This is a genomic window from Pseudomonas sp. G5(2012), assembly GCF_000408945.1.
Taxonomy (GTDB): Bacteria; Pseudomonadota; Gammaproteobacteria; order Pseudomonadales; family Pseudomonadaceae; genus Aquipseudomonas; species Aquipseudomonas umsongensis.
Window position 1 is genome coordinate 1 of record NZ_APIO01000045.1, and the last position, 17,258, is coordinate 17,258.

Consider the following 17,258-nt stretch of genomic DNA (forward strand, 5'->3'; position numbering starts at 1 on the left):
AGGCTGCGATCTTTTGCTTTGATACCCCGATTTACGGGGCTTTCAGCGACATATAGGTTTTTTGCTCTAAAATGACCGATTAGCAATCTTGAGTCACGATTGTGACCGTAGAGGCCGATTTTGGCTCTAGTCGACCCTTTTTAAAGCTGCTACTCTCGGCGCGCTTTGTGACTTCTCGGCCTAGTAAAAGCCAGACTCACCTATAGACAAACACCAATAATAATCGCATCAAATGCGGTGTTGAATTCGCGTTGCTGAGGAGTGGGCTTCCATGATCGAAGACTTTTGGAAGGATAAGTACCCAGCTGGAATTGCTGCCAACATCAATCCAGACGAGTACCCGAATATTCAGGCAGTGTTGAAGCAGTCCTGCCAACGCTTCGCCAACAAACCGGCATTCAGCAACCTGGGCAGGACAATCACCTACGGTGAGCTGTACGAATTGTCCGGTGCCTTTGCCGCTTACCTGCAACAGCATACCGATTTACAGCCGGGCGATCGAATCGCCGTGCAACTGCCTAACGTGTTGCAGTACCCGGTTGCCGTCTTCGGCGCCATCCGAGCCGGCTTGATCGTGGTCAACACCAACCCGCTGTACACCGCGCGGGAGATGGAGCACCAGTTCAACGACTCCGGTGCCAAAGCCCTGGTTTGCCTGGCCAACATGGCGCACCTGGCTGAAACCGTCGTGCCGAAAACCGGGGTCAAGCATGTAATCGTCACAGAAGTGGCGGACCTGCTGCCACCGCTCAAGCGCCTGCTGATCAACAGCGTGATCAAGTATGTGAAGAAGATGGTGCCGGCCTATCACTTGCCCAAAGCCGTCAAGTTCAACGATGTGCTGAGCAAGGGCCATGGCCAGCCCGTGACCGAAGCCAGCCCGGCCAGCAGCGATGTCGCGGTGCTGCAATACACCGGCGGCACCACTGGCGTCGCCAAGGGCGCGATGCTGACCCACCGCAACCTGGTGGCGAACATGCTGCAGTGCAAGGCGTTGATGGGCTCCAACCTTAATGAAGGCTGCGAGATCCTGATCACGCCGCTGCCGCTGTACCACATCTATGCCTTCACCTTTCATTGCATGGCGATGATGCTGATCGGCAACCACAACATCCTGATCAGCAACCCGCGCGACCTGCCGGCGATGGTCAAGGAACTGTCGAAGTGGAAGTTCAGCGGTTTCGTCGGCCTCAACACCTTGTTCGTGGCCCTGTGCAACAACGAAGGCTTCCGCAAGCTGGATTTTTCGGCGCTGAAAGTCACTCTGTCCGGCGGCATGGCCCTGCAACTGGCGGCGGCCGAGCGCTGGAAAGCAGTCACCGGTTGCGCCATCTGCGAAGGTTACGGCATGACCGAAACCAGCCCTGTGGCCACGGTCAACCCGATCCAGAACATCCAGATCGGCACCATCGGCATTCCGGTGCCGTCGACCCTGTGCAAAATCGTCAATGATGCCGGTGTCGAACAGCCATTGGGCGAAATCGGTGAGTTGTGCGTGAAAGGCCCGCAAGTCATGAAGGGCTACTGGCAGCGCCAGGAAGCCACTGATGAAATCCTCGACAGCGAAGGCTGGTTGAAAACCGGCGACATCGCGCTGATCCAGGCGGATGGCTACATGCGCATTGTCGATCGCAAGAAAGACATGATCCTGGTGTCCGGCTTCAACGTGTACCCGAACGAGCTCGAAGACGTGCTGGCGACCCTGCCGGGCGTGCTGCAATGCGCGGCCATTGGTGTACCGGACGAGAAATCGGGCGAGGCGATCAAGATATTCATCGTCGCCAAGCCGGGCGTGACCCTGACCAAGGAGCAGGTGATGGAGCACATGCGCGCCAACGTCACCGGCTACAAGGTTCCAAAAGCGGTGGAGTTCCGCGATGCGCTGCCGACCACCAACGTCGGCAAGATCCTGCGTCGTGAACTGCGTGATGAAGAGTTGAAGAAGATCAACGCGAAGAAAACCGCCGCGTAATCAAACAAAAAGCCCCGCAGATGCGGGGCTTTTTGTTTGTGTTCTGATCGTTCCCACGCAGAGCGTGGGAACGATCAAGCAAGAGGGGCGTTATTGGCGGAACGGCGCGAAATTAACGTTGGTGCCCGCCGGGCGCATGTCCTGCAGGAACGAGTCCTTGTCGGCGCTCAGTTCCAGGCTCAGGGCCGCCTTGCGCTTGCCTTCGTTGCGTACCACCAGGCCTTCGAGTTTTTCGCGCAGGAACACCGTCGGCACTTTCAGGTGCAGCAGTTCGTCGGTGTCTGGCGTGTGCATCAGCAGGTGAATCCACTCGTACTGGCCAACAGCCAGGCGCGACACCGGAATGTCGAACCACCAGATGTTGCGGTTGCGGTTCAGTTCGGTGAAGTGGCAATTGTTGACGCCAAGCACAGCACCGCCGAGTTCCTGATTTCTGCGGGCAATGGCCTGCTTTTTATCGAGTTTCATAACATTCCTACAAAATTGGATCTTCAGCGCCAGGGCCTGAATACGTTGCGCATTCTCGGGGGTTGGCCGGTAAACATAAAGCCCAACCTGCTCGGATCGATGAAATGTCGCGATAAAAATAAATGAAACTCCGTGCAAACGCCTCCGGTCAACCTTCTGTAACTACTTTATTCATCAATATGTTCGGGAGAAACACCATGAGCAGCACAGGCGATAAAGTTAAAGGCATGGCCAATGAAGCCGCTGGTAACGTCAAGCAAGGCGTTGGTAAGGCTACCGGCAACGACAAGATGCGCGCCGAAGGCGTCGTGCAGGAAAAGAAAGGCGAAGCTCAGCAAGCCGTGGGCAAAGCCAAGGACGCTGTCAAAAAAGGCGTCGACAAGGCCTGATTCGGCCTGATTGGCAAAAGCGACGGCCATCCACGGATGGCCGTTTTTGTGTCAGCCTGAACTTGAGCACGGAAATCGTTTCAAAGTCGCCAAGTAAACTGCTTTGATGTAGAAAACAGCCCCTGAGTCGCCACGACTTCAACCCTATCTTGATTGCGGCGAATGGAGACGCTAATGATTTTTCCAGACATGAGAGGCCTGCCTATCCACCGTGTGATGATGCGCACGGTCACCGAGTTCGTCGATGACGAGATGTCGACCTATGCCTCGGCGCTGGCCTATCAGATGCTGTTTTCGTTGTTTCCTTTCATCCTGTTCCTGATTGCCCTGATCGGCTTCCTGCATCTGCCAGACTTTTTTTCCTGGTTGCGCCTGCAATCGGAGCTGGTGTTGCCACCCCAGGCGCTCGAGCAAGTGAACCCGGTGATCGACCAGCTCCAGCAATCCAAGGGGGGACTGCTGTCGGTGGGTATCGTGATTGCCCTGTGGACCGCGTCGGCCGGCGTGCGCTTGATGATGAGCGCGATGAATGCCGCCTACGATGTGGTTGAAGGCCGGCCGGCGTGGAAGCGCTTTCCGCTGTCGATCATCTACACCGTCGGCATCGCCGGTATGCTGCTTATCGCTGCCGCCCTGATGGTGCTAGGGCCGCAGGTGATGAGCTGGATCGCATCGCAAGTTGGTCTTGAGTACTTCATTGTCACGCTGTGGAGCATCGTGCGCTGGCCGATGATCGTGATTTTGTTGATGGTTGCCGTCGCTTTGATCTACTACGTCATGCCCGACGTCAAACAGGAGTTCCGCTTCATCACGCCAGGTTCGGTGCTGTCAGTGGTGGTTTGGATCATCGCGTCCCTGGGCTTTGGTTTGTACGTCAAGGAATTCGCCAACTACAACGCCATGTATGGCAGTATCGGTGCGATCATCGTGCTGTTGCTGTACTTCTACATTTCCGCCGCGGTGTTGCTGCTGGGAGCGGAAATGAATGCGGTGATCGAGCACATGTCGCGAGAGGGCAAAGACCCTGGCGAGAAGGTTCCCGGCGAGCATGGACCCGTCCATGAGGAAAAACACCACGTGTCGGGACTGGGCCGGGATCATTCAAAACCCAAACCGACCATTGACGAAACCTGACCATGATCCGTGAAATCCTGAAAATGGGCGATGAACGCCTGCTGCGCATCGCCCCGCAAGTGCCGGCCGAGATGTTCGACAGCCCCGAATTGTGGCAACTGATCGACGACATGTTCCAGACCATGGAAAGCGTCGGCGGGGTAGGCCTGGCCGCACCGCAGATCGGAGTCGACCTGCAGCTGGTGATCTTCGGGTTTGAGCACAGCGAACGTTACCCGGACGCCGAAGCGGTGCCGCAGACCATTCTGATCAATCCGCTGATCACGCCGCTGAGCCCGACGATGGAAGAAGGTTTCGAAGGGTGCCTGTCGGTGCCTGGCCTGCGCGGCGCGGTGGATCGATATCAACACATCCGCTACGAAGGGTTCGACCCCAAGGGCGAGCCGATCGTGCGTATCGCTTCAGGGTTTCACGCGCGGGTGGTGCAGCATGAGTGCGATCACCTGATCGGTCGGTTGTACCCGTCGCGCATCAGCGATTTCAGCAAGTTCGGGTTTACCGAGGTGATGTTCCCGGACCTTGATCCCAACGCAGACGACTGACTGTTACGGCTCCAGGCCCATGGCAATCATCGGCTTGCTGCGCGCGTAGCGACTCAGGCGCTCGACCATGGCGTAGGGCATTGGCGGATCGAAGGCAAAGCCACGACGTTGGTAAAAATCACGCAAGTCCGGATGACAGAACAGCCATACCGGGCTTTCAATGTTTTGGGTGGCGGCGGCGATCAATGCCGCGGCGACACCCTGTCCGCGACAGGCCGGGTCGACAAACAGCCCGGTCAACCAATGCCCGCCGGACACCGGCCGCAAACACAGCGCCGCGACGATCCCGTCGCGCCGCGCAACCCACAATTGTGCGTCGCGGACCGCCTTCATCGACGATTGGTGGGCGCGATAAAACTTGTTCATCAGCGGCCATGACGGCTCGTCGAGACGGGTGTACTGGGTGTCGGGCATGGTCTGGGACTGTCGGTGCGCAAAGCGGATGATTATAAAAGAACACGCCGCCGAAGATAGGTGTATACCTGATCTCACATCCCCAGTCAGTGGAGTACGCATCATGTCCAAAGGTATGGATTCGAAGAAAGCAGCGAAGAAAAAACCGCTGAAAACCGCCATCGAAAAGCGCACCGAAAAGAAAGCCAAGAAGGTAGGCGTGTTCGGTCACTGAGCCGGCGTTGATGGCCGCTCCCATGCAACATGGGAGCGGTCCTTATGAAAAAATCTGCAAAAATTGCCCCTTTGAATCGTCTGAGAGAAGTCTGCATGGAGCTCAAGACCAACGCGACGCTGATCATCATCGACCAACAGAAAGGCATCCTGCATCCCAAACTCGGTCGGCGGAACAATCCCCAGGCCGAGGAGCGCATGCTGCAACTGCTCGGCCATTGGCGCCGTAGCGCTCGGCCGGTGATTCACGTGCAACATTTGTCCCGTTCAGAGGATTCAGTGTTCTGGCCTGGGCAGACCGGGGTGGAGTTTCAGACGCGGTTTCTGCCTGCTCCTGGCGAACGACACGTTCAAAAACAGGTACCGGACGCGTTTTGTTCGACGGGGCTGGAAGCCGTTTTGCGCGAGGCGGGGATCGAGCAACTGGTTATCGTTGGCGTGGCGACTCACAACTCGGTGGAGTCCACGGCGCGCACGGCAGGCAATCTGGGGTTTGAGACCTGGGTCGTGGAGGATGGCTGCTTTACCTTCGACAAGGCCGATTTTTTCGGCAATGCCCATTCAGCCGAAGAGGTTCATGCGATGTCGCTGGGGAACTTGCACGGCGAGTACGCCACCGTCACCAGCACCGCACATATCCTGAACTAACGACTGATTCTACGTAGGAGCCAGGCTTGCCGGCGAACCAGGCAGCGTGGTGTGTCAGCCTGCCGCTTTCTGCAAAGCGTCGACCCGACAAGCTAGCCCTACAGATCAGCCGATCAAGCGCCGTGGCACTTCTTGAACTTCTTGCCGTTGCCGCATGGGCAAGGATCGTTGCGGCCGACGTCTTTCAAGGCGTTGCGCACCGGTTCCTGGTGTGCGTGGCCGCAGTTCGGGCCGTGAACATGGCCATGGTCGTGATCATGCTGGTGATGGTCATGATCGTGGTTGCAGTCTGGGCCATGAACATGGGGTTGCTGGGTCATCGAGGTTGCTCCGGAATTAGATCGGCGGGGATTATCACGCCATTACGCGCCAGGTGCACGTAGTGAGCGATGAATAAACCGGTTTCCATCTCACCTTCAAGACGATAGGGAATGGCCTGCTCGGAGTTTTTCAGTTGTTTGACCAGGTCCCTGACCTTAGGCCACAGGTTGGTGCGGATCGGCACCTTGTAAAAACGACTGCTCTTGGGGTTTACGGTGATCCAGTGCTCGTGCTCGCCCTCGGCCAGCAGGATGTCGCCCAAGTGGATGCGGTACTCCAGGCCGCGCACGGTCAGCTCGCTGTCATTGCGGTTGTCGATGCGAAAATGCAGGACGAACCGCTGCTCCAACAGCTTGGCCCGCACGACTTCGACCCTGACCAGATGCACCTCGGGGTCTGGCTCATCGTTGCTGAACCAGGACGCGCAGCCGCCGAGCCCCAGGCAAAGAGCCAGTATGAGCAGAATGCGTGCGAGTTGCTGGGTGATCATGGTCGTTTTTCTCTCCCTAGAACCCCAGTCTAGCCGCTAAAAGATCGCAGCCTTCGGCAGCTCCTACAGGGTGTACGTCAATTCGACGTAGGAGCTGCCGCAGGCTGCGATCTTTTGACCTTGTATCAGCTACCGAAATACCCCGAACAGCACTTCTTGAACTTGTGCCCGCTCGCGCAAGGGCAGGCGTCGTTGCGCCCGATGTCCAGTTGCACGGTAGGGTCGATGAAGTACCAGCGTCCGGCATTCTGTACAAACGATGAGCGTTCACGATGGCTGTGCTCGCCGCTGCCGTCGTGCCAGCGTGCGGTGAACGTGACGAAGGCATGCTCCGGCTGGCCGCCGAGCACTTCGGAGCTTTCGACTTCAAGGCCCAGCCAGGTGCTCTGGGCACTCCAGTCAGTAATCGATTGGCGATCGAGCCCGCTTTGCTGGGCGGGCAGGGTGGTGGCCACCAGGTAATCGATCAGGCCCAGCACGTAGGCGCTGTAGCGCGAGCGCATCAGGGCTTCGGCGCAGGGTGCCGGATGTCCGGCATGGTAATGGCCGCAGCAGGCATCGAGCAGGGTGCCGCTGCCGCAAGGGCAAATGGATGTACTCATTGCGTTACCACCAGTATTTCCCAAAGTTTTCCGGATTGGCCCAGAACCGCGAGTTGAGCCAGTCGGGTACTTGTTTGTAGTCAAGCAGATCATAAGTGAACAGCGTCAGCACCTGCTCGTCACGCTGGAAGCGTTCGCTGGCTTGCAGTGCCAGGGAGAAAAAATCGGTTTCCTGCCAGCCGCTCGCGGGCAAGTCGGCCAGCACCGCGATGCGGCTGGCATTGAGGTTGCGAATGCCACCGAGCAGGTTCAGCCCATCTCGCTTGGGCAGGTGTTCGAGGCAGTCGACCACCAGCGCGAGGTCAAAGCGGCGCGCCGCCAGCTCGGCAGGCAGCGGTCCGGGCGCCGTATGCGCCACGCTGCTGTCCGGATGCGCAAGCTTGAAGGCCTCAAGCGCGGGGAATTCGCTGGCGCCAATCAACAACAGGCGCGCAGGGGCATAACGGTCCAGCAAAGCAGCCAGCGCCTGCTGCGGCGTGCGTGAAGAAATACCTGCATTCATTGAAGATCCTCAATCAGATTTGCCAAGACTAGCCTGCCCGCTTGTTCGATCCTAGAGCGGCTTTGCGTGAAAAGTCACGATCCCCTGTGAACACGAGATAAAACTGCCATGGCCTATTGCTGGCGGAGATTAAAACTCCGGTCTTTACTCCCTGAATCGGTTCTAAGCCGATCCTTCAGGAGAAAACTAGATGAGCATAGTTCGGACAGCATTACCCCTGGTTCTGCTAACCAGTGTGTTGACTGGTTGCGCAGGTTTGCAGAAAACCGACTGGCCGACCTGTGCCGCGGTCGGTGGTGTCGTAGGTGCGGGTCTCGGCGCGACCGAGAGTTCATCATGGGCCGGTTATGGCGCGTTGGTAGTCGGTGCTACGGCGGCAGCCTATTGCTGGGTTCACGGTGATGGTGACGAAGATGGCGATGGTGTGCTCGATAGCCGCGACAAGTGCCCGGGCACGCCACGGGGCGTGAAGGTCGATGCCGATGGTTGCCCACCACCAGCGCCTGCTCCAGTGGTTGAAGAGGTCGTGGTCGTCAAGGAAGAAACCATCGTCATCCGCGATGTCAACTTCCAGTTCGACTCGGCCAAGCTGACAGCCGCCGATAAAGAGAAGCTCAACACCATCGCCACTCGCCTGAAACAGGAAGCAGCCAGCGCCCAACTGACCGTGACCGGTCACACCGACAGCGTGGGCAGCGATGCCTACAACCAGAAACTGTCGGACCGCCGCGCGCATTCGGTGGTGGAATACCTGATCGAAAGTGGTGTGCCTCGCAGTAGCTTCGTATCGGTCTCCGGGGCCGGGGAAAGCCAGCCGGTTGCCGACAACAAAACTGCTGACGGTCGCGCGATGAACCGTCGCACGGAAATCAAAATCAACCGCTAGAGCCCTCGCATCCACGGCTTGTGCAGTCGTGGATGCGGGTCTTTACTCCTGTGTAACCGGCATCGGCCGGTGGCACAGGAGCTTTCAAAAATGAGCAATTTCACAAGGACCGTCTTGCCGGTTCTGCTGCTTGGCAGCCTGTTGACCGGTTGCGCTACTCACAGCGATGGCACCGCCCCCCTCAATCAACGTACCTGGCCGATCTGCAGCCTCATCGGCGGACTCGTCGGTGGAGGTCTGGGCGCTATCCAAAGTAGCGGTTGGGCGGCCGGTGGAGCGGCGCTCGGGATCTTGAGCGGTGGTTTGATCTGTTATGCCCAGGATGGCGACGAAGACGATGATGGCGTATTCGACCGTCGCGATCGCTGCCCCGACACGCCCGCCAATACCCCTGTAGAACATCATGGCTGCCCGCTGCCGCAATACCCGGCCAGCGTGAAGGCTGAACCTGTGCAAGCCGAAGTCATTACCCTGAGCGATGCCGACGATGTGCTGTTTGCCTTCAATAGCGCTGACTTGACCCCCAGCATGCAAAGCAAGCTGGATTCGGTGATGGGTAAACTGCAGGACTCCAGCGTCGCGAGCATCAAGGTGGTCGGGCATACCGACAGCGTTGGGTCGGATGAATACAACCAGGAACTGTCGCAAAAACGTGCCAGCAGCGTCGCCGAGTATCTGCTCAGCCAGCACGTTGCGCCCAATAAAGTCACCAGCGAAGGCAAGGGCGAGAGCGAGCCCGTTGCCGATAATGATACCGAAGAAGGACGCGCGCAAAACCGCCGCGTGGAGTTGCACATCAATCGCTGAACCGCGCAATAGAGCCGTCGGGCGATGATTTACGTCGTTCCGTCGGCCATTTGCCATCTTCGTCCGGAATTTTCGCTTGCCCTCTGGCTTATCCCGCGTGGAAGCCGTTACTGTGCGAGCAAATAATAATTCTGATCGGGGGTGCGTATGAACGTGATATGGGGGCTGGGGAAGCTGTTGACCCTGGTGTTCTGGCTGGTGGTGCTGCTCAATCTGCTCACGCCGTTCATCTATCCGCTGCACCCGTTGGTCAACCTGGCCGGCTGCCTGCTGGCGGGGCTTCATCTGCTGGAGGCGCTGTTCTGCTACCGCAGCCTCAGGGGCCGCGCCCACCCTTGGCTCGATCGCTTGAAAGTGCTCTTTTTCGGCGTTTTCCACCTGCAAACCATCCCGGCTCCCATCCCGTCTAAGGCTTCCCATGCGTAAATTCTGTCTGCTCGCCGCCCTCATCAGCCCATTGGCTTGCGCCCAGGTGGTGAGTGTCGAAACCAACTCGCTGATGCGCCTGCCCAACACTGCCAGCACCTTGCAACTGGAACGCCTGGAAGTGGCCGACTACGGCACCTTGCTGATTCCCTCGAACGTGACCGAAGTCAGCGTCGGTGAACTGCGCCTGGGCCGTGACGCGCGGATTACCATTGTCCCTGGTGAGCAGGCGCTGGAGTTGAAGGTCAACCGAGCCGAGCTGTCCGAGGGCAGCCAGATCACCGCGCGCGGCGCACCGGGGACTTACCAGAAGGCTGCCCGCTCCGGGCGCAACCTGAACTTGCAGATCAAGGCACTGACGGCACCGCAACTGCTGGTGGATGGTCGCGGTGGCGCGGGCGCACCAGGATTCGTCGGCCTCGACGGGGCCAACGGCCAGGCACCAGGTTGTGCCTGGGGCCAGGCGGGTCGCGGTGCCGACGGCAGCGATGGCAGCAATGGCCAGGCCGGTGCGCCTGGCGCGGCGGTCAGGCTGGCGGTGCCTCGTGATTACCCCGCAGACAAGATCAAGGTTCAAGTGGCCGGCGGTGCCGGTGGCGTAGCCGGGCCAGGTGGTAAGCCGGGGGCGGGCGGTAAAGCCAAGGGTTGCCTGGTCTACAAGGCCGATGGCGGCAAGAGTGGCAAGCCTGGCCTGGACGGGCAACCGGGAGAGGAGGGGGCTGCAGGTTCGGTGACGGTGCAGCGGTTGTAACCCCCATCCCCCAGACCGATCGTTCCCACGCAGAGCGTGGGACCGATCACAACGTCGGCCGAACCGCCGCAATCGCCACCAACACCAGACCTACAATCAGATTGATCCCCACCAACCGGCGAATCCTCCCCAGCACCGCAGCTCCCGCCGGCCAATCCTGGGTTGTCACCGCGGCGCGCAACTCCGGCAACATCAACGCCTGGATCCGGATGAACAGCGCGGTCATCACCACATACAACCCCATCATCACCTGCACGTAACGCGGCGCGGTTTCAAATCCTGTGTATTGCAGATGAATCATGCCGACGCCGCTGATCGGCAACAACAGCACCGCGACCCAGACCCAGCGGAAAAAACCCTGAAACACTTCCAGCCACAGCTTCAACCGGGCAGGGCCCTCCAACGCCTTCAAGGCCGCGGGGCGCAAGACCATCCAGGCGAAAAACATGCCGCCGACCCAGACCAGGGCCGCCAGTACATGCAGGCTATAAATGAGGCTAAAAGGTGTCATCGGGTTACTCCGTTCTGCGCGGGATTCATTAGCGGGGTATGATAGCGGCCGAACCGAACTACTGAAAATTTATCCAGCGTTTTTTGCGCCCGACAATCCATGATCAGCACTGAACTCAAAACCACGATCCAGGGCGCCTATTCGCGTTTTCTCGAAGCGAAGAGCCTCAAGCCGCGTTACGGCCAACGCCTGATGATCGCCGAAATCGCCAAGGTCCTCGGTGACATCGACACCGACGACGAAGGCCGGCGCAGTGGCGACCCCGCGATTGTCGCGGTGGAAGCCGGCACCGGTACCGGCAAGACCGTGGCCTACAGCCTGGCGGCCATCCCCACGGCCAAGGCGGCCGGAAAGCGCCTGGTGATTGCCACGGCCACCGTCGCCTTGCAAGAACAGATCGTCTACAAGGATCTGCCCGACCTGATGCGCAACAGCGGGTTGAATTTCAGTTTTGCGCTGGCCAAGGGGCGTGGGCGCTACATGTGCCTGTCCAAGCTCGACATGTTGCTCCAGGAAGGTCACGCACAAACCGCCACTGCCCAGTTGTTCGAGGAAGAAGGTTTCAAGATCGAGGTCGATGAGGCCAGTCAGAAGCTGTTTACCAGCATGATCGAGAAACTCGCCGGCAATAAGTGGGACGGTGACCGCGACAGCTGGTCCACTGCCCTGGAGGACGCCGACTGGGCGCGCCTGACCACCGATCACAGCCAGTGCACCAACCGCCATTGCCCGAACTTCGGCCAGTGCGCCTTCTACAAGGCTCGCGAAGGCATGGGCAAGGTCGATGTGATTGTCACCAACCACGACATGGTCCTGGCAGACCTGGCACTCGGTGGCGGTGCCGTGCTGCCCGATCCACGCGACACCATCTATGTGTTCGACGAAGGCCATCACCTGCCGGACAAGGCCATCGGTCATTTCGCCCACTACACGCGCCTGCGCTCCACCGCCGACTGGCTGGAAACCACCGCCAAGAACCTCACCAAGCTGCTGGCCCAGCATCCCTTGCCGGGTGACCTGGGCAAACTGATCGAGCAAGTGCCAGAGCTGGCGCGGGAGATCAAGACGCAGCAGCAGTTCATGTTCACCGCCTGCGAACAGGCTGCCGATTTCAAGCCCGGCGAAGACGTCGAAGGCCGCGAACGCCCGCGTCACCGTTTCGTCGGCGGGGTGATTCCCGAGCACATGCGCGAAATGGGCATCGAACTGAAGAAAGGCTTTGCGCGCCTGACTGATTTGTTCACCCGCCTCACTGAATTGCTCAAGGAAGGCATGGACGGCGAGGTCAATATCGGCATCGCCAGTAACCAGGCCGAGGAGTGGTATCCGCTGTTCGGCAGCCTGTTGTCCCGTTCTTCGGGCAACTGGGAGTTGTGGGTCGCGTTCACCGCTGAAGACCCCGAAGACAACCCGCCCATGGCGCGCTGGCTGACCTTGTCGGAAAGCGGCTCGCTGTTCGATATCGAGGTCAACGCCAGTCCCATCCTGGCGGCGGAAATGCTCCGGCGCAACCTGTGGAACGTGGCCTATGGTGCGCTCGTAACCTCCGCGACCTTGACTGCCCTGGGCACCTTCGACCGCTTTCGCATGCGCGCCGGCCTGCCGAAAAAGGCCGTGACCGCCGTGGTGCCGAGCCCGTTCCATCACGCCGACGCCGGCGTGTTGCGGGTGCCGAACCTGAACGCCGATCCGCGGGATGCAGCGGCCCATACCGCGGCGATCATCCGCGATCTGCCGGAACTGGTCGAAGGCTCAAGGGGCACGCTGGTACTGTTTTCCTCGCGCAAGCAGATGCAGGACGTGTTCGATGGCCTGGATCGCGACTGGCGCAAGCAAGTGTTCATTCAAGGCAACCTGTCGAAGCAGGAAACCCTGAACAAGCACAAGGCGCGGGTCGATGGCGGGGATTCGAGCGTGTTGTTCGGCCTGGCGAGTTTCGCCGAAGGGGTCGACTTGCCGGGCGCGTACTGCGAGCACGTGGTGATCGCGAAGATTCCATTCTCGGTACCGGATGACCCGGTGGAAGCGGCATTGGCCGAATGGATCGAGGCCCGTGGTGGCAATCCATTCATGGAAATCTCGGTTCCCGATGCCTCGCTGAAACTGGTCCAGGCCTGCGGCCGCCTGCTGCGCACCGAAGAGGACCGCGGCACCATCACCTTGCTCGATCGGCGCCTGGTCACCCAGCGCTATGGCAAGGCGATCCTCAATGCGTTACCTCCCTTCCGACGTGAAATTTCCTGATAAACCGGTGGGCAGTTTTGCCCACCGCGCTGTCTATCTCTCTACCATCGCTTTTCCATTGGCCCATCCGGGTCGCTAGGGAGAATATCGTTCTCATGATTCGCCGTTATGTGCGTCGCTCGCTACCTGCCGTTCTTGCCCTGTTCGCAACGCCCTTGTTGGCCGCACCCGCAGGCCAACAGACGCTGTTCAACTTTGTGCGCCCCGCCGATGTAGTCCAGGTGGCGACCCAGGACGCCAGCCTGCCGCAATCCAACGCCGAACAAACCGCCGAGGGTGAAGTGCTGCGTCGGGTGACGTTCAACCCGGTAGCCCGGCCGACCCTGCGCCTGTCTCCGCAGAGTGGGGCATGGGACTGGTCGCAGTCGGGCGTGATGAGCTTGCGGATCCAGAGCGCGATGAACTGGGCCGTGACCCTCTACGTGACCATCCAGAGCAACGACGGCAAGACTTTGGTCAGTCGCGTCGATCTTCCAGCCGGCCCAGCGCAGACCCTGCTGGTGCCATTGCAGCCGACTTCGCCGCTCAGCCAAGGCATGAAGGCGGGGCCACCGATGCCGATGACGGTCGACGGCCAGCGCGTCCTGCTGGCCAGCAGTGCCGGTGAACTGGACCGTAGCCAGGTAGTGTCGGTCAGCCTGTCCATGGATCAGCCGAAAGTTGCCCAAAGCATCCTGCTGGAGCGTTTTGGGGTGCAGGACGGCGAAGGGGTGACCCAAACGGTCTATGGCGCGTTGGTGGACACTTATGGCCAATCGACCCGGGCCAAATGGCCAGAAAAAATCAGCAGCGACGAACAACTGAAAAGCGTCGCCGCCAAGGAGCAACAGCAGCTGAAAACCTGGCTGGCTGAGCGCGAAAAGTCTTCCCTGGACAAGTTCGGCGGGTGGACCAACGGGCCGACGTTCAAGGCCAGCGGCTTTTTTCGCACAGAAAAACGCGACGGCCGCTGGTACCTGGTGACGCCACAAGGTCACCCGTTCTACTCGCTGGGGGTCAATGCCGTTACGGCGGACGTCAACCAGACCTACGTCGCCGGTCGTGAATGGATGTTCGAATCCCTGCCCAAGGCTGACGAGCCGCTGGCCAGTCACTACGGTGAAGGTGATAACCGCGGTGGTAATGGTGTGGATCAGGGCCGCGGCTTCAATTTTGGCCAGTGGTACGACTTCTACGGCGCCAATCTGCAGCGTCTGTATGGCGACCCCTGTGCATTGGGTAGCAATAACAAAGCCGGAGTCGCTGAGGCGGCCAAGGCTGACGCGGTAGAGGCAACGGCCGAGAAGGCTGCCGAGCCGACCGTCGCGCCATCAACCGCCGAATCCGGTGTCGCCGAAGCCGCCAAGGCCGGCGCCGTCGATGCGACGGTGGCGAAAGCCGCGGAGCCAACACCTGTCGAGCCGTGCAAGGCGACGTTTGATGAACAACGCTGGACCGCTCACACCCTCGATCGCCTGCAAGCCTGGGGCTTCAACACCCTCGGCAACTGGAGCGCTGCGACCCTGAATGACGCGGAACGCGTTCCCTACACCTTGCCGCTGTCGATCGTCGGCGATTACGCCAGCATCAGCACCGGCAGCGACTGGTGGGGCGGGATGCCCGACCCGTTCGACCCGCGTTTCGCCATGGCGACCGAGCGCGCCGTGGCCATTGCCGCCCGCGATCACCGTGACGATCCATGGCTGATCGGTTACTTCGCCGATAACGAACTGGCCTGGGCCGGTCCCGGCGACGACCCGAAAGCCCGTTACGCGCTGGCGTACGCCACCTTGAAAATGACCACCGACGTGCCGGCCAAGCGCGCGTTCCTCAAGCAGTTGCGCGACAAATACCGCAACCAGGCGGGCTTGTCGAAAGCCTGGGGTATCGATCTGCCGGCCTGGGAACTGATGGAAGACCCAGGCTTCGTACCGCCGTTGCCAAGCGCCGAGCACCCGGAAATCGAGGCTGACTTCAAATATTTCCAGAAGGTTTTCGCCGACACCTACTTCAAGACCATTTCCGATTCCCTCAAGTGGCACGCGCCCAACCAGTTGCTGCTCGGTGGCCGGTTCGCCATCAGCACCCCGGAAGCCGTGGAGTCCTGTGCGCAGTATTGCGACGTCCTGAGCTTCAACATGTACACCTTGCAACCGCAGGATGGTTACGACTTCGCTCAACTGCGCAGCCTCGACAAGCCGGTGTTGATCACCGAATTCAACTTTGGCTCAACCGATCGCGGCCCGTTCTGGGGCGGCGTGACGCAATTGGCGAAGGAAGAAGACCGTGGCCCGGCCTACGCGAATTTCCTGAAACAGGCGCTGAACGAACCGTCGATTGTCGGGTTGCACTGGTTTCAATACCTTGACCAACCCGTGACCGGGCGCCTGCTGGATGGCGAAAATGGTCACTTTGGCTTGGTAGGCGTTACCGATCTGCCATTCCAGGGCTTTGTCGACAGTGTGCGCAAGAGCAACCTGTCGGCGCTTGATCAGTTGGGCAAAGAGGCCCGGAAGGCTGCAGCTGAGGTCGACAAAGCCAGCCACGACGCCGAGGGCGGGCGCAAGGCCGAAGCCGGGAAAGGCCCGGGGAAGGGCGCTGGTGGGCATTCCGGCAAAGGTCATTGAGTCCGATCCCTGTGGGAGCGAGCCTGCTCGCGAAGGCGCCTGAACAGACACTCCAAATGTCCAGTCATTTTTGCGAGTGATTGACCGCCCAGCCCGCACCTGTTCCCAAAACCCTCAAGGGCTGGAACAATGCGGGCCACTTTTACAGAACGTTCTTCGGGGAGTCGCGGGTGCAGATTCAGGGTCATTACGAGCTTAAGTTCGAGGCAGTGCGCGAAGCGTTCGCGGCGTTGTTCGACGATCCTCAGGAACGTGGCGCCGCGTTGTGCATCCAGATCGGCGGCGAAACCGTCGTCGACCTGTGGTCCGGCACCGCCGACAAGGACGGGGCCGAAGCCTGGCACAGCGACACTATTGCCAACCTGTTCTCCTGCACCAAGACCTTCACCGCCGTCACCGCCCTGCAGCTGGTGGCTGAAGGCAAGCTGCAACTGGATGCCCCGGTGGCTCGCTACTGGCCGGAATTCGCCGCCGCAGGCAAAGAATCGGTCACCTTGCGCCAGCTGCTTTGCCATCAGGCCGGGCTGCCGGCGTTGCGCGAGCTGCTTGCTCCCGAAGCGCTGTACGACTGGCCAACCATGGTCGAGGCGCTGGCCGCCGAAACGCCCTGGTGGACGCCAGGCGAAGGTCACGGTTATGCGGCCATCACTTATGGCTGGCTGGTCGGAGAACTGTTGCGCCGTGCGGATGGTCGTGGTCCCGGTGAGTCCATCGTGGCGCGGGTTGCCAAGCCTTTGGGCCTGGATTTTCACGTCGGTCTGGCCGATGAAGAGTTCTATCGCGTGGCGCACATTGCCCGCGGCAAGGGCAATGTCGGCGATGCGGCGGCCCAGCGCCTGCTGCAAGTGACCATGCGTGAGCCAGCGGCCATGACCACCCGCGCTTTCACCAATCCGCCGTCGGTTCTGACCAGTACCAACAAGCCGGAGTGGCGACGCATGCAGCAGCCAGCGGCCAATGGCCACGGCAATGCCCGTAGCCTGGCCGGGTTTTACACCGGGTTGCTCGATGGCAGCCTGCTCGAAGGCGAGTTGCTCGATGAACTGACCCGCGAGCACAGCCTCGGCGAGGACAAGACCTTATTGACTCGAACGCGCTTTGGCCTGGGCTGCATGCTCGATCAACCGGATGTGCCCAATGCCACCTTCGGACTGGGCGCGAGAGCGTTCGGGCATCCGGGTGCTGGCGGCTCCGTTGGTTTTGCTGACCCCGAGCATGATGTGGCGTTCGGTTTTGTGACAAATACCCTGGGGCCCTACGTCTTGATGGATCCGCGCGCGCAAAAGCTTGTGCGGGTACTGGCCACTTGTCTGTAAATCACGCTCAACGGTT

Annotated in this window: 19 protein-coding genes; 12 read left to right on the plus strand and 7 right to left on the minus strand. The window is 60.0% G+C overall.

All coding sequences use genetic code 11. The annotated features are described in order from the left end of the window. Window positions 1–271 precede the first annotated feature (271 nt). Window positions 272–1,972, plus strand: a complete 1,701-nt coding sequence (fadD1, locus tag PG5_RS15700) for a long-chain-fatty-acid--CoA ligase FadD1 (protein WP_020798092.1) — start codon at window positions 272–274, stop codon at window positions 1,970–1,972. Between the two features lie 90 nt (window positions 1,973–2,062). Here fadD1 and PG5_RS15705 read toward each other — a convergent pair whose 3' ends face one another. Beyond that, complete coding sequence (locus PG5_RS15705) at window positions 2,063–2,440, minus strand: hypothetical protein (RefSeq protein ID WP_008019269.1); 378 nt, start codon at window positions 2,438–2,440, stop codon at window positions 2,063–2,065. A 197-nt stretch (window positions 2,441–2,637) separates the two neighbouring features. On the opposite strand from PG5_RS15705, the gene PG5_RS15710 reads away from it, so the two are divergent. The 3 genes from PG5_RS15710 to def all read left to right on the plus strand — a co-directional run bounded on the left by PG5_RS15710 (window position 2,638) and on the right by def (window position 4,505). Beyond that, complete coding sequence (locus PG5_RS15710) at window positions 2,638–2,829, plus strand: CsbD family protein (protein ID WP_020798093.1); 192 nt, start codon at window positions 2,638–2,640, stop codon at window positions 2,827–2,829. A 174-nt stretch (window positions 2,830–3,003) separates the two neighbouring features. Continuing rightward, window positions 3,004–3,963: a YihY/virulence factor BrkB family protein gene (locus PG5_RS15715; RefSeq protein WP_020798094.1), complete on the plus strand. Its 960-nt coding sequence runs from the start codon at window positions 3,004–3,006 to the stop codon at window positions 3,961–3,963. A 2-nt stretch (window positions 3,964–3,965) separates the two neighbouring features. Further along, a complete protein-coding gene (def, locus tag PG5_RS15720; RefSeq protein ID WP_020798095.1) occupies window positions 3,966–4,505 on the plus strand; it encodes a peptide deformylase in 540 nt (179 codons plus the stop codon). A gap of 3 nt (window positions 4,506–4,508) precedes the next feature. Here the strand turns inward: def and PG5_RS15725 are convergent, their stop codons facing one another. Further along, a complete protein-coding gene (locus PG5_RS15725; RefSeq protein ID WP_020798096.1) occupies window positions 4,509–4,919 on the minus strand; it encodes a GNAT family N-acetyltransferase in 411 nt (136 codons plus the stop codon). 309 nt (window positions 4,920–5,228) lie between these two features. Here PG5_RS15725 and PG5_RS15730 point away from each other — a divergent pair, with 309 nt between their 5' ends. Beyond that, entirely contained in the window at window positions 5,229–5,780 is a 552-nt protein-coding gene (locus tag PG5_RS15730) for a cysteine hydrolase family protein (RefSeq protein ID WP_042955433.1), read from the plus strand. 113 nt (window positions 5,781–5,893) lie between these two features. Here PG5_RS15730 and PG5_RS15735 read toward each other — a convergent pair whose 3' ends face one another. The 4 genes from PG5_RS15735 to PG5_RS15750 all read right to left on the minus strand — a co-directional run bounded on the left by PG5_RS15735 (window position 5,894) and on the right by PG5_RS15750 (window position 7,695). Beyond that, window positions 5,894–6,100, minus strand: coding sequence for an SEC-C metal-binding domain-containing protein (locus PG5_RS15735; protein ID WP_008056806.1), 207 nt, complete (start codon window positions 6,098–6,100; stop codon window positions 5,894–5,896). Continuing rightward, window positions 6,097–6,591, minus strand: a complete 495-nt coding sequence (locus PG5_RS15740) for an LEA type 2 family protein (protein WP_020798099.1) — start codon at window positions 6,589–6,591, stop codon at window positions 6,097–6,099. Before PG5_RS15740 ends, PG5_RS15735 begins: the two co-directional genes overlap by 4 nt. Window positions 6,592–6,716: 125 nt before the next feature. Next, window positions 6,717–7,193 (minus strand): YchJ family protein, encoded by a 477-nt coding sequence (locus PG5_RS15745; protein ID WP_008056808.1) that lies wholly within the window; start codon window positions 7,191–7,193, stop codon window positions 6,717–6,719. 4 nt (window positions 7,194–7,197) lie between these two features. After that, window positions 7,198–7,695, minus strand: coding sequence for a DUF6231 family protein (locus PG5_RS15750; protein ID WP_020798100.1), 498 nt, complete (start codon window positions 7,693–7,695; stop codon window positions 7,198–7,200). A gap of 190 nt (window positions 7,696–7,885) precedes the next feature. On the opposite strand from PG5_RS15750, the gene PG5_RS15755 reads away from it, so the two are divergent. The 4 genes from PG5_RS15755 (at window position 7,886) to PG5_RS15770 (ending at window position 10,565) form a co-directional block, all read left to right on the plus strand. Beyond that, complete coding sequence (locus tag PG5_RS15755) at window positions 7,886–8,581, plus strand: OmpA family protein (RefSeq protein ID WP_020798101.1); 696 nt, start codon at window positions 7,886–7,888, stop codon at window positions 8,579–8,581. A gap of 90 nt (window positions 8,582–8,671) precedes the next feature. Beyond that, window positions 8,672–9,388, plus strand: a complete 717-nt coding sequence (locus PG5_RS15760; protein ID WP_020798102.1) for an OmpA family protein — start codon at window positions 8,672–8,674, stop codon at window positions 9,386–9,388. A gap of 147 nt (window positions 9,389–9,535) precedes the next feature. After that, the gene (locus PG5_RS15765; RefSeq protein WP_020798103.1) at window positions 9,536–9,814 is read left to right on the plus strand and encodes a DUF1145 domain-containing protein; all 279 of its coding nucleotides are present in this window, start codon (window positions 9,536–9,538) and stop codon (window positions 9,812–9,814) included. Then, window positions 9,807–10,565: a collagen-like protein gene (locus tag PG5_RS15770; protein WP_020798104.1), complete on the plus strand. Its 759-nt coding sequence runs from the start codon at window positions 9,807–9,809 to the stop codon at window positions 10,563–10,565. The genes PG5_RS15765 and PG5_RS15770 overlap by 8 nt, the downstream gene beginning before the upstream one ends. A 46-nt stretch (window positions 10,566–10,611) precedes the next feature. Here the strand turns inward: PG5_RS15770 and PG5_RS15775 are convergent, their stop codons facing one another. Continuing rightward, window positions 10,612–11,076, minus strand: coding sequence for a CopD family protein (locus PG5_RS15775; protein ID WP_020798105.1), 465 nt, complete (start codon window positions 11,074–11,076; stop codon window positions 10,612–10,614). Between the two features lie 99 nt (window positions 11,077–11,175). Between PG5_RS15775 and dinG the strand changes: the two genes are divergently transcribed. The 3 genes from dinG to PG5_RS15790 all read left to right on the plus strand — a co-directional run bounded on the left by dinG (window position 11,176) and on the right by PG5_RS15790 (window position 17,242). Then, window positions 11,176–13,320 carry an ATP-dependent DNA helicase DinG gene (gene dinG / locus PG5_RS15780; RefSeq protein ID WP_008056816.1) on the plus strand — a complete coding sequence of 715 codons (2,145 nt, stop codon included), beginning with the start codon at window positions 11,176–11,178 and terminating at the stop codon, window positions 13,318–13,320. A gap of 95 nt (window positions 13,321–13,415) precedes the next feature. Then, window positions 13,416–15,926, plus strand: a complete 2,511-nt coding sequence (locus PG5_RS15785; RefSeq protein ID WP_020798107.1) for a beta-galactosidase — start codon at window positions 13,416–13,418, stop codon at window positions 15,924–15,926. A 170-nt stretch (window positions 15,927–16,096) separates the two neighbouring features. Beyond that, entirely contained in the window at window positions 16,097–17,242 is a 1,146-nt protein-coding gene (locus tag PG5_RS15790) for a serine hydrolase domain-containing protein (RefSeq protein WP_020798109.1), read from the plus strand. Window positions 17,243–17,258: the final 16 nt, after the last annotated feature.

What these genes read in the sequence shown, in the direction of transcription:
- dinG (WP_008056816.1), top strand. Translation starts at nt 11,176, where the DNA reads ATGATCAGCACTGAACTCAAAACCACGATCCAGGGCGCCTATTCGCGT.
- PG5_RS15735 (WP_008056806.1), bottom strand. Translation starts at nt 6,100, where the DNA reads ATGACCCAGCAACCCCATGTTCATGGCCCAGACTGCAACCACGATCAT.
- PG5_RS15715 (WP_020798094.1), top strand. Translation starts at nt 3,004, where the DNA reads ATGATTTTTCCAGACATGAGAGGCCTGCCTATCCACCGTGTGATGATG.
- PG5_RS15755 (WP_020798101.1), top strand. Translation starts at nt 7,886, where the DNA reads ATGAGCATAGTTCGGACAGCATTACCCCTGGTTCTGCTAACCAGTGTG.
- PG5_RS15740 (WP_020798099.1), bottom strand. Translation starts at nt 6,591, where the DNA reads ATGATCACCCAGCAACTCGCACGCATTCTGCTCATACTGGCTCTTTGC.
- PG5_RS15725 (WP_020798096.1), bottom strand. Translation starts at nt 4,919, where the DNA reads ATGCCCGACACCCAGTACACCCGTCTCGACGAGCCGTCATGGCCGCTG.
- PG5_RS15775 (WP_020798105.1), bottom strand. Translation starts at nt 11,076, where the DNA reads ATGACACCTTTTAGCCTCATTTATAGCCTGCATGTACTGGCGGCCCTG.
- PG5_RS15750 (WP_020798100.1), bottom strand. Translation starts at nt 7,695, where the DNA reads ATGAATGCAGGTATTTCTTCACGCACGCCGCAGCAGGCGCTGGCTGCT.
- fadD1 (WP_020798092.1), top strand. Translation starts at nt 272, where the DNA reads ATGATCGAAGACTTTTGGAAGGATAAGTACCCAGCTGGAATTGCTGCC.
- PG5_RS15765 (WP_020798103.1), top strand. Translation starts at nt 9,536, where the DNA reads ATGAACGTGATATGGGGGCTGGGGAAGCTGTTGACCCTGGTGTTCTGG.
- PG5_RS15785 (WP_020798107.1), top strand. Translation starts at nt 13,416, where the DNA reads ATGATTCGCCGTTATGTGCGTCGCTCGCTACCTGCCGTTCTTGCCCTG.
- PG5_RS15730 (WP_042955433.1), top strand. Translation starts at nt 5,229, where the DNA reads ATGGAGCTCAAGACCAACGCGACGCTGATCATCATCGACCAACAGAAA.
- PG5_RS15745 (WP_008056808.1), bottom strand. Translation starts at nt 7,193, where the DNA reads ATGAGTACATCCATTTGCCCTTGCGGCAGCGGCACCCTGCTCGATGCC.
- PG5_RS15760 (WP_020798102.1), top strand. Translation starts at nt 8,672, where the DNA reads ATGAGCAATTTCACAAGGACCGTCTTGCCGGTTCTGCTGCTTGGCAGC.
- PG5_RS15710 (WP_020798093.1), top strand. Translation starts at nt 2,638, where the DNA reads ATGAGCAGCACAGGCGATAAAGTTAAAGGCATGGCCAATGAAGCCGCT.
- PG5_RS15705 (WP_008019269.1), bottom strand. Translation starts at nt 2,440, where the DNA reads ATGAAACTCGATAAAAAGCAGGCCATTGCCCGCAGAAATCAGGAACTC.
- def (WP_020798095.1), top strand. Translation starts at nt 3,966, where the DNA reads ATGATCCGTGAAATCCTGAAAATGGGCGATGAACGCCTGCTGCGCATC.
- PG5_RS15770 (WP_020798104.1), top strand. Translation starts at nt 9,807, where the DNA reads ATGCGTAAATTCTGTCTGCTCGCCGCCCTCATCAGCCCATTGGCTTGC.